The organism is Pseudomonas sp. HMSC057H01 (assembly GCF_001836405.1).
Lineage (GTDB): Bacteria > Pseudomonadota > Gammaproteobacteria > Pseudomonadales > Pseudomonadaceae > Pseudomonas > Pseudomonas aeruginosa.
This window is the reverse complement of sequence record NZ_KV828512.1, coordinates 465,357-480,142: the sequence shown is the minus strand read 5'-3', so window position 1 is coordinate 480,142 and position 14,786 is coordinate 465,357. Positions and strand designations below refer to the sequence as shown.

The window sequence follows — 14,786 nt, the reverse complement described above, 5'->3', positions numbered from 1 at the left end:
AGGCCTGCGCCAGTCCCTGCACGGGGCGGACAAGGCCCACGAAAAAGCCGCCTTCGAGGCGGCTTTTTCATGTCAGGCGGATCACTTCGCGGCGACCCGTTCGCGACGTTGCCGGCAGCGTCGGCTCCAACTGCGCTGCACCCACCAGCGCCAGTAGAGCATCGTCAGCGCGTAGCCGAGGATGGCGGCGATGATGCCGCACACCACCGAACCGAGCAGGAAGGGCTGCCAGAGGCTGGACAGCTCCTGGCTGATCCATTCCCAGGTGAGATGGTCCGGCAGGGTGCGCGGCGGCACCTGCATCAACCAGGCGCCCAGCTTGTAGGTGCAATAGAAGACCGGGGGCATCGTGATCGGATTGGTCAGCCAGACCAATCCGACGGAGATTGGCAGATTGCTCCGAATCCACACCGCCAGACCGGCCGCCAGCAGCATCTGCATCGGCATCGGGATGAAGGCGGCGAACAGCCCGGCGGCCATGGCGCGCGATACCGAGTGGCGATTGAGATGCCAAAGGTTGGGATCGTGCGTCAACTTGCCGAGAAAGCGCAGCGACTTCTGCGAGCGGATGCTTTCCGGATCGGGCATGTAGCGCTTGAACAGGCGACGCGGCATGTGGGCTCTCGGTGGATATAGGCTTGCGTATTATGCCAAGCAAGATGACAGGATTTCGTTGCCCATTGTATGACCCCATGTGACATGTCGGGGAGCGGAGGGCACGCCACGGGGATGGGAGGAACCGTTCATGCGCCTGGGATTGCCAGCCCTCGCCGCGGGGCTGCTGGCCCTGCGCTTCCTGGCGGAATTGCCGTCGGTCGGCTGGCTGCTGGGCATGGCCGCCGCCGGACTGTTGCTGCTGTTCGGCCGGCTGTACTGGCTGGGGTTGTTCCTGCTCGGGTTCGCCTGGGCCTGCGGCTCGGCGCAAGTCGCCCTGGACGGACGCCTGGCCGCCGAGCTGGATGGTCGCACCCTTTGGCTGGAGGGGCGTGTGGTCGATCTGCCGGCGAGCGGCGAGGGCGTCACGCGCTTCCGGCTGGAGGAGGTCAGCGCTGCGCGGGGCGTGCTTCTTCCCGAGCGTCTGCGCCTGAGCTGGCGCGGCGCGCCGCCGCTGATGGGCGGCGAACGCTGGCGCCTGGCGGTGACCCTGAAACGCCCCCGCGGCCTGGTGAACGCGGCGGGTTTCGACTACGAGGCCTGGTTGTTGGCGCAGCGGGTCGGTGCTGTGGGCAAGGTGAAGGCGGGCCAACGCCTGCAGCCGGCCAGCGGCCTGGATGCCTGGCGCGATGCCTGGCGCCAGCGCCTGCTGGCGGTCGACGCACAGGGGCGCGGCGCCGCCCTGGCGGCGCTGGTGCTGGGGGATGGCTCGGGATTGAGCGCGGCCGAGTGGCGAATGTTCCAGGACACCGGCACCGTGCATCTGATGGTCATCTCCGGTTCGCATATCTCGTTGCTGGCGGGGATGCTCTATGGCCTGGTGGCGGCCTTGCATCGCCTGGGCTGCTGGCCGCGGCGCCTGCCCTGGCTGCCCTGTGCCTGCGCCCTGGGTTTGCTTGGTGCCTGGAGCTACGGGTTGATGGCGGGTTTCGAGGTCCCGGTGCGGCGTGCTTGCCTGATGGTCAGCCTGGCGCTGGTCTGGCGCCTGCGTTTCCGCCACCTGGGCTTGCTGACCCCGCTGCTGGCAACGCTGGTGCTGGTCTTGCTGGTCGAGCCGCTGGCCAGCCTGCAGGCGGGGTTCTGGCTGTCGTTCCTGGCGGTTGCCCTGCTGCTCTGGCTGTTCGCCGGGCGCCTTGGGCGCTGGCGCTGGTGGGCGGCCTGGGGGCGGGCGCAGTGGGGGATGGCGCTGGGGCTGGCGATGCCGCTGCTGGCGCTGGGCCTGCCGTTGAGCCTGAGCGGAGCGCCGGCCAACCTGCTGGCGGTGCCTTGGATCGAACTGCTGGTAGTGCCCCCGGCCCTGGCGGGGAGCCTGCTGCTATGGGTGCCCGGGCTGGGCGAGGGGCTGCTTCGCGCCGCTGGCGTTTCGCTGGACCTGCTGTTTCGTGCGCTTGGCCTGCTGGCGGGCCTGGCCGAGGCCTGGCAGCCACCCGCCGCAGCGGCCTGGAGCGTAGCGCTGGGCATGCTCGGCGCGCTCTGCTGGCTGGCGCCGGCTGGCTTGCCGTTGCGTGCCCTCGGTGCCGCGTTGCTACTGCCGGCGTTGTTGCCGTCATCGCCGCCTGTCGAATGGGGGCGGGCGGAAGTGCGGGTGCTGGACGTCGGCCAGGGGCTGGCCGTGCTGGTGCGTACCCGGGAGCATGCCTTGCTCTATGACAGCGGTGCGCGGCAGGGGGCGTTCGACATGGGCGAGCGGGTGGTGGTGCCGGTGCTGCGCAGCCTGGACCTGCGGCGCCTGGACGGCCTGTTGCTGAGCCATGCCGACAACGACCATGCAGGCGGTGCTCCTACGGTCGCTTCCCGATTCCCGCCGGGTTGGCTGGTCAGCGGCGAACCCGCGCGCCTGCCTTCGCCGTTGTTCGCGGACAGCTGCGACGAGCGGAGCTGGTCCTGGGATGGCGTGGTTTTCGAACAGTGGGCATGGGCGCAGGCCGGCGACAGCAACGACCGCTCCTGTGTGCTGAGGGTCGAGGCCGATGGCGAAGTCCTGCTGCTGACCGGGGACATCTCGCGTGCGGCCGAGCATGCCTGGCTGGCGCGACAGGCCGATCCCCGGGTCGACTGGTTGCTGGCGCCGCATCATGGCAGCCGCAGTTCCTCCGGAGTCGCCTTCGTGTTGCGTACGCGACCTCGCCATGTGCTGGTCTCGCGAGGTTGGCGCAACGCCTTCGGCCATCCCCATGGCGAAGTGATGGAGCGTTACGCGAGGGTCGCCGCGCAGGTCCACGACACGGCACGCGACGGTGCCCTGACGTTTTTCCTCGGAAGCCGTGGCGGCGCACGCCGGGAGCGTGATTCGGCGCACTTCTGGCGGGAAAAATGAGAACCGTGGCGGTCGGCGGAAAAGGGTCGCTGTGCTAGAGTGGCGCCACTTTTTTTTCGGGGATATGCCACTGTGTGGGAACTGGTTCAAGCCGGCGGCTGGATGATGCTGCCGATCATTCTGAGTTCGATCGCCGCCACCGCCATCGTCGCGGAGCGCCTGTGGACGCTGCGCAAGAGCCGCGTCGCGCCGCCCGAGCTGCTCGGCCAGGTGTGGAAGCAGATCAAGGGCAAGCAACTGAGCGCCCAGAAGCTCAAGGACCTGCGCGCCAACTCGCCGCTGGGAGAGATCCTCGCCGCCGGCCTGGCCAACTCCAAGCACGGTCGCGAGATCATGAAGGAGTGCATCGAGGAGGCTGCTTCCGGTGTCATCCACGAGCTGGAGCGCTACCTCAACGCCCTCGGCACCATCGCCGCGATGGCGCCGCTGCTGGGCCTGCTGGGCACGGTGTTCGGCATGATCCAGATCTTCGGCGCCTTCATGGACAACGGCATGGCCAACTCGCCGATGCTCGCCGCGGGCATCTCCAAGGCATTGATCACCACCGCCGCCGGCCTGCTGGTGGCGATTCCGGCGGTGTTCTTCCATCGCTACCTGCTGCGGCGGGTCGACGAACTGGTGATCGCCATGGAGCAGGAGGCCATCAAGCTGGTGGAAGTGGTGCAGGGCGATCGTGAAGTCGACTACGTCGAGGAAGGCAAAGCGTGAAATTCCGCCGCAGACGGGCGGGTGCCGCCCGTGAAGACGTCTTCATCAACCTGGCGTCGCTGATCGACGTGATCTTCGTCCTGCTGCTGTTCTTCGTGGTCAGTACCACCTTCACCCGCCCCGAGCAGCTCAACATCGAGCTGCCATCGGCGGAGAGCGGCGAAACCGCCGGCACCGAGCAGAAGCAACTGGAACTCTCGGTGGATGCCGAGGGGCACTACGCCTTGAACGGGCAGGCGCTGGCCAAGAGCGACCTGGCCACCCTGATGGCGGCGATGCAGCGTGAATCGGCGGGCGACAACAACCTGCCGGTGGTGATCAGCGCCGATGCCAAGTCCACCCACCAGTCGGTGGTCACGGCGATGGACGCAGCGGGCAAGCTGGGCTTCGTCCACCTGCGCATCACCACGGTCGAGAACACGGCGGCCAAGCCCTGATGTCGTTCTCCGAGCGACTGCTCGCCGCCTGGTACCAGGGGCACCCGGCGCTGGCGCTGCTGCGTCCGCTGGAGGCTCTCTATCGTCGGGTGGCGAACGGCCGCCGGGCGGACTTCCTGTCCGGGCGCAAGCCCGCCTACCGGGCACCGCTGCCGGTGCTGGTGGTAGGCAATATCACCGTCGGCGGAACCGGCAAGACGCCGATGATCCTCTGGATGATCGAGCACTGCAGGGCTCGCGGCTTGCGGGTTGGCGTGATCAGCCGCGGCTATGGTGCCCGGCCGCCCACCACGCCGTGGCGGGTGCGGGCCGAGCAGGACGCCGCGGAGGCCGGCGACGAACCGCTGATGATCGTCCGGCGCAGCGGCGTGCCGCTGATGATCGACCCGGATCGTCCGCGCGCCCTGCAGGCGCTGCTCGCCGAAGAGCAGTTGGACCTGGTCCTCTGCGACGATGGCTTGCAGCACTATCGCCTGGCGCGCGATCTGGAGCTGGTGCTGATCGATGCCGCGCGCGGTCTCGGCAATGGTCGTTGCCTGCCGGCCGGTCCGTTGCGCGAACCGGCGGAGCGTCTGGAAAGCGTCGACGCGCTGCTTTACAACGGCGCCGACGAGGATCCTGACGGCGGTTACGCATTCCGCTTGCAGCCTACTGCGCTGATCAACCTGCAGAGCGGCGAGCGTCGACCGCTGGAGCATTTTCCCGCGGGCCAGGAGGTCCATGCCCTGGCCGGGATCGGCAATCCGCAGCGTTTCTTCAGGACGCTCGAGGCGCTACACTGGCGGGCGATTCCGCATGCCTTCCCGGATCACGCGACCTACACGGCGGCCGAACTGGCGTTCAGCCCGCCGCTGCCGCTGCTGATGACCGAGAAGGATGCCGTTAAATGCCGGGCTTTCGCAGCGGCCGACTGGTGGTACCTGGCGGTCGATGCGGTGCCTTCCCCAGCATTCGTCGCCTGGTTCGACGCCCGACTCGAGCATCTCCTGGCGCGCTGACCGGCGGCCGTGCCGCCATTGTATGAAGGACTCCGCCATGGACCCGAAACTCCTCGATATTCTTGCCTGCCCGTTGACCAAGGGCCCGCTGGTGCTCAGCGAAGACAAGACCGAACTGATCAGCAAGCAGGCTGGCCTGGCCTATCCGATCCGCGACGGCATCCCGGTGATGCTGGAGAGCGAGGCTCGCTCCCTGAACGTGGACGAGCGGCTGGACAAGTAATGACCCAGGCGTTCACTGTCGTCATTCCCGCCCGCTACGCCTCCACTCGTCTGCCCGGCAAGCCATTGCAGGATATCGCCGGCCAGCCAATGATCCAGCGCGTCTGGAACCAGGCCCGCAAGAGCGCCGCCAGCCGCGTGGTCGTCGCCACCGACGACGAACGCATCCTGGCGGCGTGCCAGGGGTTCGGCGCCGAGGCGCTGCTGACGCGTGCCGAGCACAACTCCGGCACCGATCGCCTGGAGGAAGTCGCTTCCCGGCTCGGCCTGGCCAGCGATGCCATCGTGGTCAACGTCCAGGGCGACGAACCGCTGATCCCCCCGGCGCTCATCGACCAGGTGGCGGCCAACCTGGCGGCGCACCCGGAAGCCGCCATCGCTACCCTGGCCGAGCCGATCCATGAGGTCTCCGCGCTGTTCAATCCGAACGTGGTCAAGGTCGCCACCGACATCGACGGCCTGGCCCTGACTTTCAGTCGTGCGCCCTTGCCCTGGGCTCGCGACGCCTTCGCCCGCGATCGCGACAGCCTGCCGGAGGGCGTGCCCTATCGTCGCCACATCGGCATCTACGCCTATCGCGTGGGTTTCCTTGCCGATTTCGTCGCCTGGGGACCGTGCTGGCTGGAGAACGCCGAAAGCCTCGAGCAATTGCGCGCGCTCTGGCACGGGGTGCGAATCCATGTGGCCGATGCCCGCGAAACCATGCTTCCGGGCGTGGATACGCCGGAAGACCTCGAACGCGTTCGCCGCGTGCTGGGGGACTGATGCGCGTCCTGTTCGTCTGCCTGGGCAACATCTGCCGGTCGCCCACCGCCGAAGGCGTGTTCCGGCGCAAGGTCGAGGAGGCCGGGCTGGCCTCCCGTATCCATGTCGATTCCGCCGGCACCGCCGGCTGGCATGTCGGCAAGGCACCTGACCAGCGCACCCGCCTGGCCGCGCAAAGGCGCGGCTACGATCTGTCGGCACTGCGTGGACGCCAGGTCGGCATCGAGGATTTCTCCTGCCATGACCTGATCCTGGCCATGGACCTGTCCAACCTGGCCGACCTCGAGACCCTGCGTGCCGGGCGCGGTGCCGCCGAGCTGGATCTGTTCCTGCGTCGCTACGGATCCGAGCGGGACGAAGTACCCGATCCCTACTATGGCGGCGAAGAAGGCTTCGAGCAGGTCCTCGACCTGATCGAACATGCCTGCGACCGTCTGTTGATCGAAGTCAAGGGGCGACTGTGAGCCTGGAACTGCAAGAGCATTGCTCGCTGAAGCCCTATAACACCTTCGGCATCGACGTGCGCGCCCGCCTGCTGGCCCACGCCCAGGACGAGGCTGATGTGCGCGAGGCCCTGGCCCTGGCTCGGGAGCGTGGATTGCCGCTGCTGGTGATCGGTGGTGGCAGCAACCTGCTGCTGACCCGTGACGTCGAGGCGCTGGTATTGCGCATGGCCAGCCAGGGGCGGCGAATTGTTTCCGATGCCGCGGATTCGGTGTTGGTCGAGGCGGAGGCGGGCGAGGCCTGGGACCCATTCGTGCAATGGAGCCTGGAACGGGGCCTGGCCGGTCTGGAAAATCTCAGCCTGATTCCCGGCACCGTGGGTGCGGCGCCGATGCAGAACATCGGCGCCTATGGCGTGGAGCTGAAGGACGTCTTCGACAGTCTGACGGCGCTGGATCGCCAGGATGGAACCCTGCGTGAGTTCGACCGCCAGGCCTGCCGTTTCGGCTACCGCGACAGCCTGTTCAAGCAGGAGCCTGATCGCTGGCTGATCCTCCGCGTGCGCCTGCGCCTGACACGGCGGGAGAGGCTGCACCTGGACTACGGGCCGGTACGCCAGCGCCTGGAGGAGGAGGGCATCGCCAGTCCGACGGCCAGGGACGTAAGCCGGGTAATCTGCGCCATTCGCCGGGAAAAGCTGCCCGACCCCGCCGTATTGGGCAATGCCGGCAGCTTCTTCAAGAATCCGCTGGTGGATGCGGCGCAGGCCGAACGCTTGCGTCAGGCCTTCCCGGATCTGGTCGGCTATCCGCAGGCGGACGGTCGGCTGAAGCTGGCTGCAGGCTGGCTCATCGACAAGGGTGGCTGGAAGGGTTTCCGCGATGGCCCGGTGGGGGTACACGCGCAGCAGGCGCTGGTCCTGGTCAACCATGGCGGCGCCACTGGTGCCCAGGTCCGGGCATTGGCCGAGCGTATCCAGGAGGACGTCCGTCGGCGTTTCGGCGTCGAATTGGAGCCTGAACCCAATCTCTACTGAGGGTGCGGCTGGAGAATGAAAAAGGGATGCCGGCGGCATCCCTTTTTCATTGTGCGTGTTCGGCGGCTCTGGTCATGACGGGCGGTATGCCGGAGTGCCGCGGAATGGCGCGCAAAAAAAGGGGATGCCATGGCATCCCCTTTTTTCAGCCTGTCACTCAGGCATGCGGGCGCGAGGTTTCGCTTTCCTCGGTCTTTTTCGCGTGCTCTGTGTCGGCGGCGTCTTCGCCGGAAGCTTCAGGCTCGGCCTGTACCGCTTCCTGGGCTTCGTCCGCCTGAGACGGAACGTCGGCCTGGGCGATTTCTTCAGCCTGGGGTGCAGCAGGTTCCTCCTGGGCCGACGCTTCCTCGCTCGCTACAGCTGGGGTCTCCTCGACGGCGGGAGCGGCCTGAGCTGCCGCTTCGGCTGCTGCTGCGGCTTCGCGTGCCAGACGCTCGGCTTCGCGTTGCAGGCGACGTTTTTCCCGTGGGTCGTTGAGGGCACGGCCAGTCGCGTTGGCCGGCACCGCCGCGATGGCCGGGGTCGGCTCCTCGGTGGCTGCGGGCTCGCTAGGGGCTGCTACCTCGACGGGCGCCGGGGCGGCAACTTCTTCGGCCGCTTCCGTTGCCGGTTGCACGGCGCTCTCGGCGTCTTCGCGGCTTTCCACGCTTTCGCTGGCGAAGGGAGCTTCTTCAGTGACTTGCGCGACCAGCAGGGTGCTCTGGTCGGCTTCGTCCCGGACCACGCTGACGGTCACCGGCGCTTCGATGTCGGCGGTTTCGCCGGCATTGGCCTCGCTGTCCGCGCCCTGGGTTTCCACGGCTTCGCTGGTCGGCGCGTCGGTTTCATCGCTTGCCGTGGTTTCGCTGGCAGCCTCGCTGGTAGTGGCCGGGGCTTGCTCCACGTTTGCTTCTACGGCTTCGCTGGCGACAGCGATACCGGCAGCAGCGGCGGCTGCGACGGTGTTCAGCGGCGCGGCGGCGTTATCGGTCGCCTCGCTGCCTTCCAGCTCGCCGCTGACCTCGCGCTGGCGTTCGCGGCGGTTGCTGCGACGACGCTGGCCGCGGGAGCGGCGGCGCGGGCGCTCGCCATCGGTATCGTCCTGCTCGTCCTGCTCCAGGCTCTCGTCGTTCGGCAGCGCCTCGGCTTCCAGGGCCGCGGCGTCGCGAGCCTGGCGATCCTCGCGCGGCTGGCGCTCTTCGCGGGCCGGGCGCTCGGCGCGTTCTTCACGGCCTTCGCGGGGTTGGCGCTCTTCGCGAGCCGGGCGTTCGGCGCGCTCTTCGCGGCGGCGTTCGCTGCGTTCCTCGCGACCTTCGCGGCCTTCGCGCGGCTGGCGTTCTTCGCGGGGCGTCCGCTCGGCGCGCTCTTCACGGCCTTCGCGCGGCTGGCGCTCCTCGCGAGCCGGGCGCTCGGCGCGCTCTTCGCGGCGGCGTTCGCTGCGCTCTTCGCGGTTCGGGCGTTCGGCGCGCTCTTCGCGCGGTTGGCGCTCTGCGCGTTCCTCGCGGGGCTTGCGCTCTTCGTCGCGGCGATTGCCATCGCGGCCATCGCGGCGGCGGTTCTGCTGGCGGCCGTTGCGACGCTCGTCCTGGCGGGTTTGGCGCTCGGCAGCCGGCTTGCTGGTTTCAGCAGGCTTGGCGGCAGGTTGATCCTTGCCTGCGAACAGGCCGACCAGGGACTTCACCAGGCCCTGGAACAGGCTCGGCTCGGGCATCGGCTTGGCCGGCTCGACCGGTGCTTCGGTGTGTTGCGGTGCGGGCTGCTGGGGAGCGACGGTCTTGACTGCTGCTTCCTGGCGGACCAGGGTGCGGGTCGAGCTGACCGGCTGGGCTTCTTCGTGCTCGACGGTGGCCATTTCGTAGCTGGTCTGGCCGGCAACCAGTTCGGGGCTGTCATCGCGCAGACGCTGGACTTCGAAATGCGGGGTTTCCAGATGATCGTCCGGCAGGATGAAGATGCGCGCGCGGGTGCGCAGTTCGATCTTGGTGATGGCGTTGCGCTTCTCGTTGAGCAGGAAGGCGGCGACCTGGAAGGGCACGCGGGCGCGGACTTCCGCGGTGCGGTCCTTCAGGGCTTCTTCCTCGATCAGGCGCAGGATGGCCAGCGACAGCGACTCGACGTCGCGGATGATGCCCTGGCCGTTGCAGCGCGGGCAGACGATGCCGCTGGTCTCGCCGAGGGACGGACGCAGGCGCTGGCGGGACATTTCCAGCAGGCCGAAGCGCGAGATGCGACCGACCTGGACGCGCGCGCGATCGGCCTCGAGGGCTTCGCGGACACGCTCTTCCACGGCGCGCTGGTTCTTCGCCGGGGTCATGTCGATGAAGTCGATGACGATCAGGCCACCGATGTCACGCAGGCGCAGCTGGCGGGCGATTTCCTCGGCCGCTTCCAGGTTGGTCTGCAGGGCGGTTTCCTCGATGTCGCCGCCCTTGGTGGCGCGCGCCGAGTTGATGTCGATGGAAACCAGGGCCTCGGTCGGGTCGATGACGATGGAGCCGCCGGACGGCAGCTTCACTTCGCGCTGGAAAGCGGTCTCGATCTGGCTCTCGATCTGGAAGCGATTGAACAGCGGAACGCTGTCCTGGTACAGCTTCACCTTGCTGGCGTACTGCGGCATCACCTGGCGGATGAAGTTCAGGGCTTCTTCCTGGGCGTCGATGCTGTCGATCAGCACTTCGCCGATGTCCTGGCGCAGGTAGTCGCGGATGGCGCGGATGATGACGTTGCTTTCCTGGTAGATCAGGAAGGGCGCGCCACGTTCGCCGGACGCTTCCTTGATCGCGCTCCACAGTTGCAGCAGGTAGTCGAGGTCCCACTGCAGTTCCTCGGTGCTGCGGCCGAGGCCGGCGGTGCGCACGATCAGGCCCATGTCGGCCGGTGCGTTGAGGCCGTTCAGGGCCTCGCGCAGCTCGTTGCGTTCTTCGCCTTCGATACGACGGGAGATGCCGCCGGCGCGCGGGTTGTTCGGCATCAGCACCAGGTAACGGCCGGCCAGGCTGATGAAGGTGGTCAGGGCGGCGCCCTTGTTGCCGCGCTCTTCCTTCTCGACCTGGACGATGACTTCCTGGCCTTCGCTCAGGACTTCCTTGATGTTGATCCGGCCTTCGGGGGATTTCTTGAAGTATTCGCGGGAGATTTCTTTGAGGGGGAGGAAGCCGTGGCGTTCGGCGCCGAAGTCGACGAAGGCGGCTTCGAGGCTGGGTTCGACGCGAGTGATGCGGCCTTTGTAGATGTTGGCCTTCTTCTGCTCGCGGGCGCCCGACTCGATGTCGAGGTCGAACAGGCGTTGGCCGTCGACCAGTGCAACACGCAACTCCTCGGGTTGAGTCGCGTTGATCAGCATTCTTTTCATGTAGTACCAATGGTTTCCGGGGCTACCGGAAACGGCGATCGGCACACACGACTCTCACGGTCGGTGCTCGGGCGCGTATTCAGGAATGGCGGGCCATTCCCGTGTCCAGCGGCGCTCGGCACTGGGTGCCGGTCCGCGACTACGTCTCCTGCTTCCTGTGTTTCAGAAGCACTTGAGTCAGGAGGAGGAATCGGCTGTCGGAGGCGGACGAAAAATGCGTCTGGATCAAGCTAGAAGCTACGCAGTCCAACAGCCGTACATCTCCACCCTACACATGTTCCTTAAGAATCGGGCGCCGCTCGCAGTATCCGGAGCGGGTTGGCATCTCGCGCTCACCGAAGTGGTCGCGGCTCATGTTTCAAGGCTTTGGTTTCGAGTCGTTAGCGGGTTGGAAATTTTCGTATTTCCGCTGAAACGCCTCTGTAGGACGGCCTGACGTCCGTTCAAAGTGTTTGCAGGCGAGGGGGAAATGCAGGTTGGCAATCATCCGCAGGCCAGGCCGCTTATGGCGGCTTCCCGACTATAGCAGCAATGATTAAGTGCTTCAATTGAATGAAAAATTGTTATGATGTACGGATGACTACTCCCGCCTCTCCGACCACCGGTGTCCAGCTGCTCGATGTGCCGCCGGAACTGGCTGGTCAACGTATCGACAATTTCCTTATCGCCCGTCTCAAGGGTGCGCCCAAGACCCTGATCTATCGCATCCTGCGTAAGGGCGAAGTGCGCGTGAACAAGGGGCGGATCAAGCCCGACTATCGGCTCCAGGCCGGAGACCAGGTGCGCGTGCCGCCGCTGCGCCTGGCCGAGCGTGATGAGCCGGCGCCGCTGGCGCAGGGGCTGCTGGAGCGGATGGAGGCGGCGATCGTCTACGAGGACAAGGCGCTGATCGTGGTCAACAAGCCCGCCGGGATCGCCGTGCATGGCGGCAGCGGCGTGAGCGCCGGGGTCATCGAGGTGTTTCGTCAGTTGCGCCCCGATGCCAAGGATATCGAATTGGTGCATCGTCTCGATCGCGATACCTCCGGCCTGCTGATGATCGCCAAGAAGCGCAGCATGTTGCGTCACCTGCATGAGGCCCTGCGGGGCGAGAAGATCGTCGACAAGCGCTATCACGCCCTGGTCCGTGGCCACTGGCCGGCTGGCAAGAAGAACGTGCGCGCGCCGCTGCTGAAGAACAACCTGCGTTCGGGCGAGCGAATGGTAGAGGTGAACGTCGAGGGCAAGGACGCGCTGACCGAGTTCCGGGTGCTGCGTCGCTTCGGCGATTTCGCCACCCTGGTGGAAGCACGCCCGATCACCGGGCGGACCCACCAGATCCGCGTGCATGCCAAGCACGCCGGGCATGCCATCGCCGGCGACCCGAAGTATGGCGACGAGGATTTCTCCCGCGAGATCCGCGAGTTGGGCGGCAAGCGCCTGTTCCTGCATGCCGCGCAGTTGCGCGTGCCGCTGCCCGACGGGCAGGTGCTGGAGCTGGAGGCGCCGGTGGACGAGATGTGGCAGCGTTCGCTGGAGCGTTTGAATGACTGATTACGCGTTGCTGGTATTCGATTGGGACGGCACCCTGGTCGACTCGATCGCGCGCATCGTCGATTCGATGAAGGCAGCGGCGCGGGAAACCGCTCTGCCGGAGCGGGACGATACCCGGATCAAGGGCATCATCGGCCTCGGCTTGCCCGAGGCGATCGCTTCGCTCTATCCGGAGGTTGGCGATCCTGCTCTGGTCGAGCGTTTCCGGCGTGCCTACAGCGAGCATTACCTGGCGCAGGAGGCGCAGTCGTCGCGGTTGTTTCCCGGCGTGGCCGAAGCCATGGTGCATTTTCGCGAGGCCGGGTTCCGCCTGGCGGTCGCCACCGGCAAGAGTCGGCGCGGCCTGGACCGGGTGCTGGCAGGGCATGGCTGGAGCGATTTCTTCGATATCACCCGCTGCGCCGACGAAACGGCCAGCAAGCCGGACCCGTTGATGCTCCACGAGATCCTGGCGCACTGCCGGGTCGAGCCGGGGCGGGCGCTGATGATCGGTGATTCGCCGTTCGACCTGGAAATGGCGCGACGGGCGGGGATGGATTCGGTTGCGGTGGCCTATGGCGCCCAATCGCTGGAGCAGTTGCGGCCTTATGCGCCGCGGCTGGAAGTTGAGCATTTCACCGAGTTGCGCGCCTGGTTGGGCGGTGCTCGACGTGAGGCGGTTTCAGGAGTGGTTGAGCATGTCTGACGAGTGGAAGTCGGAAACGCCGAAGGCGAATGACGACAAGAGCTGGAAGCTGCTGGAGAAGGCGGTTCTCGCCGGGGTCCAGGAGCAGCGGCGGGCGCGGCGCTGGGGGATATTCTTCAAGTCGCTGACCTTCATCTATCTCTTTGTCGTGCTGCTGGCCTTCAGTCCGTTCGGCAGCCTGGAGAAATCGGCCTCGCGCAGCGGTAGCCACACGGCGCTGATTGAGGTGAAGGGTATGATCGCCGACGATGAGCCGGCCAGTGCCGACAATATCGTCACGGCCTTGCGCGCGGCGTTCAAGGATGAGGGTACCAAGGGGATCGTCCTGCGGATCAACAGTCCGGGCGGCAGTCCGGTGCAGTCGGGCTATATCTATGACGAGATTCGTCGCCTGCGCGGCGAGCACCCGAACGTCAAGGTCTATGCGGTGATCAGCGACCTGGGTGCCTCCGGCGCCTACTACATCGCCAGCGCCGCCGACCAGATCTACGCCGACAAGGCCAGTCTGGTCGGTTCCATCGGCGTGACGGCGGCCAGCTTCGGTTTCGTCGGCACCATGGAGAAGCTCGGTGTCGAGCGACGCGTCTATACCTCCGGCGAGCACAAGTCGTTCCTCGATCCTTTCCAGCCGCAAAAGCCCGAGGAGACTCAGTTCTGGCAGCAGGTGCTGGATACTACCCACAAGCAGTTCATCGACAGCGTGAAAAAAGGGCGCGGCGACCGGCTCAAGGTCGAGGGGCATCCGGAGCTGTTCTCGGGTCTGGTCTGGTCCGGCGAACAGGCATTGCAGCTCGGTTTGATCGACGGTCTGGGCAATGCCAGCTATGTGGCGCGCGAAGTGGTGAAGGAGAAGAAGATCGAGGATTACACCGTGCAGGAGTCGCCTTTCGATCGCTTCGCCAAGAAGTTCGGTGCCAGTGTGGCGGAGCGCCTCGCGCTGTGGATGGGCTGGCAGGGCCCGGTATTGCGCTGAGAGCGTTTCCCTTCCTTATATAAAGAAGCCCGGCCGAAGCCGGGCTTCTTTATATGGGAATGCCGGATATGGGAATGCCGGCTCAGGGGATTTCGACGCCTTCCTCGAGGAGCATGTCGACCAGGCGGATCAGGGGCAGCCCTACCAGGCTGGTGGCGTCCTCTCCTTCGGTGGCGCGGAACAGGCTGACGCCCAGGCCTTCCGCCTTGAAGCTGCCGGCGCAGTCCAATGGGCGTTCCGCTTCGACGTAGCGGCGGATGCGGCTCTCGTCGAGGTGGCGGAAGTGCACGGTGAACGGCACGCATGCCACCTGGATGCGCCGGCTGGCGCTGTTGAGGAGGGCCAGTCCGGTGAGGAAGGTCACGCTATTGCCGCTGGCGTCCCGTAGCTGCTGGATGGCGCGTTCGGGGGTGTGCGGCTTGCCGAGGATGTCGCCATCGAGTACGGCGACCTGGTCGGAGCCGATCACCAGGTGTTGCGGATAGCGTCCGGCCAGCGCTTCGGCCTTGCTGGCGGAAAGGCGGCGCACCAGTTCCTCGGCACTTTCCCCGGGGCGATGGCTTTCGTCGATATCGGGGCTGGCGCTTTCGAAGGGAAGGCGCAGGCGGGTCAGGAGTTCGCGTCGGTAGGGGGAGCTGGAGGCGAGGATCAGGTCGGGCATGAGGTTCTCCATGGCGAGCGGC

At 66.5% G+C, this 14,786-nt stretch carries 14 protein-coding genes; 11 read left to right on the top strand and 3 right to left on the bottom strand.

Annotated elements, in window-relative coordinates:
* Positions 1-81: 81 nt before the first annotated feature.
* Complete coding sequence (locus tag HMPREF2581_RS27160) at positions 82-615, bottom strand: DUF2062 domain-containing protein (RefSeq protein WP_003091165.1); 534 nt, start codon at positions 613-615, stop codon at positions 82-84.
* Positions 616-745: 130 nt separating this feature from the next.
* Between HMPREF2581_RS27160 and HMPREF2581_RS27155 the strand changes: the two genes are divergently transcribed.
* The 8 genes from HMPREF2581_RS27155 (at position 746) to murB (ending at position 7,581) form a co-directional block, all read left to right on the top strand.
* Positions 746-2,971, top strand: a complete 2,226-nt coding sequence (locus HMPREF2581_RS27155; protein WP_003138588.1) for a DNA internalization-related competence protein ComEC/Rec2 — start codon at positions 746-748, stop codon at positions 2,969-2,971.
* Positions 2,972-3,043: 72 nt separating this feature from the next.
* On the top strand, positions 3,044-3,679 hold the full coding sequence (locus HMPREF2581_RS27150; RefSeq protein WP_003091163.1) for a MotA/TolQ/ExbB proton channel family protein: 636 nt from the start codon (positions 3,044-3,046) through the stop codon (positions 3,677-3,679).
* Positions 3,676-4,116 carry an ExbD/TolR family protein gene (locus HMPREF2581_RS27145; protein WP_003091161.1) on the top strand — a complete coding sequence of 147 codons (441 nt, stop codon included), beginning with the start codon at positions 3,676-3,678 and terminating at the stop codon, positions 4,114-4,116. The genes HMPREF2581_RS27150 and HMPREF2581_RS27145 overlap by 4 nt, the downstream gene beginning before the upstream one ends.
* The gene (lpxK, locus tag HMPREF2581_RS27140; RefSeq protein ID WP_003091159.1) at positions 4,116-5,114 is read left to right on the top strand and encodes a tetraacyldisaccharide 4'-kinase; all 999 of its coding nucleotides are present in this window, start codon (positions 4,116-4,118) and stop codon (positions 5,112-5,114) included. The genes HMPREF2581_RS27145 and lpxK overlap by 1 nt, the downstream gene beginning before the upstream one ends.
* Positions 5,115-5,151: 37 nt before the next feature.
* Positions 5,152-5,337 carry a Trm112 family protein gene (locus tag HMPREF2581_RS27135; protein ID WP_003091157.1) on the top strand — a complete coding sequence of 62 codons (186 nt, stop codon included), beginning with the start codon at positions 5,152-5,154 and terminating at the stop codon, positions 5,335-5,337.
* The gene (gene kdsB / locus HMPREF2581_RS27130) at positions 5,337-6,101 is read left to right on the top strand and encodes a 3-deoxy-manno-octulosonate cytidylyltransferase (protein ID WP_003130694.1); all 765 of its coding nucleotides are present in this window, start codon (positions 5,337-5,339) and stop codon (positions 6,099-6,101) included. Before HMPREF2581_RS27135 ends, kdsB begins: the two co-directional genes overlap by 1 nt.
* Complete coding sequence (locus HMPREF2581_RS27125) at positions 6,101-6,565, top strand: low molecular weight protein-tyrosine-phosphatase (protein WP_003138590.1); 465 nt, start codon at positions 6,101-6,103, stop codon at positions 6,563-6,565. Before kdsB ends, HMPREF2581_RS27125 begins: the two co-directional genes overlap by 1 nt.
* On the top strand, positions 6,562-7,581 hold the full coding sequence (gene murB, locus HMPREF2581_RS27120) for a UDP-N-acetylmuramate dehydrogenase (RefSeq protein WP_003119807.1): 1,020 nt from the start codon (positions 6,562-6,564) through the stop codon (positions 7,579-7,581). The genes HMPREF2581_RS27125 and murB overlap by 4 nt, the downstream gene beginning before the upstream one ends.
* A gap of 157 nt (positions 7,582-7,738) precedes the next feature.
* On the opposite strand, the gene rne is transcribed toward murB, so the two are convergent.
* Positions 7,739-10,912, bottom strand: a complete 3,174-nt coding sequence (rne, locus tag HMPREF2581_RS27115; RefSeq protein ID WP_003138592.1) for a ribonuclease E — start codon at positions 10,910-10,912, stop codon at positions 7,739-7,741.
* Positions 10,913-11,488: 576 nt separating this feature from the next.
* Between rne and rluC the strand changes: the two genes are divergently transcribed.
* The 3 genes from rluC to sppA are packed head-to-tail and all read left to right on the top strand — an operon-like array spanning position 11,489 to position 14,103.
* Positions 11,489-12,445, top strand: a complete 957-nt coding sequence (gene rluC, locus HMPREF2581_RS27110) for a 23S rRNA pseudouridine(955/2504/2580) synthase RluC (protein WP_003104143.1) — start codon at positions 11,489-11,491, stop codon at positions 12,443-12,445.
* A complete protein-coding gene (locus tag HMPREF2581_RS27105; RefSeq protein WP_003138595.1) occupies positions 12,438-13,130 on the top strand; it encodes an HAD-IA family hydrolase in 693 nt (230 codons plus the stop codon). Before rluC ends, HMPREF2581_RS27105 begins: the two co-directional genes overlap by 8 nt.
* Positions 13,123-14,103 carry a signal peptide peptidase SppA gene (sppA, locus tag HMPREF2581_RS27100; protein WP_003091146.1) on the top strand — a complete coding sequence of 327 codons (981 nt, stop codon included), beginning with the start codon at positions 13,123-13,125 and terminating at the stop codon, positions 14,101-14,103. The genes HMPREF2581_RS27105 and sppA overlap by 8 nt, the downstream gene beginning before the upstream one ends.
* Before the next feature lie 82 nt (positions 14,104-14,185).
* Here sppA and HMPREF2581_RS27095 read toward each other — a convergent pair whose 3' ends face one another.
* Positions 14,186-14,764, bottom strand: coding sequence for a Maf family protein (locus HMPREF2581_RS27095; RefSeq protein ID WP_003091145.1), 579 nt, complete (start codon positions 14,762-14,764; stop codon positions 14,186-14,188).
* Between the last annotated feature and the right edge of the window lie 22 nt (positions 14,765-14,786).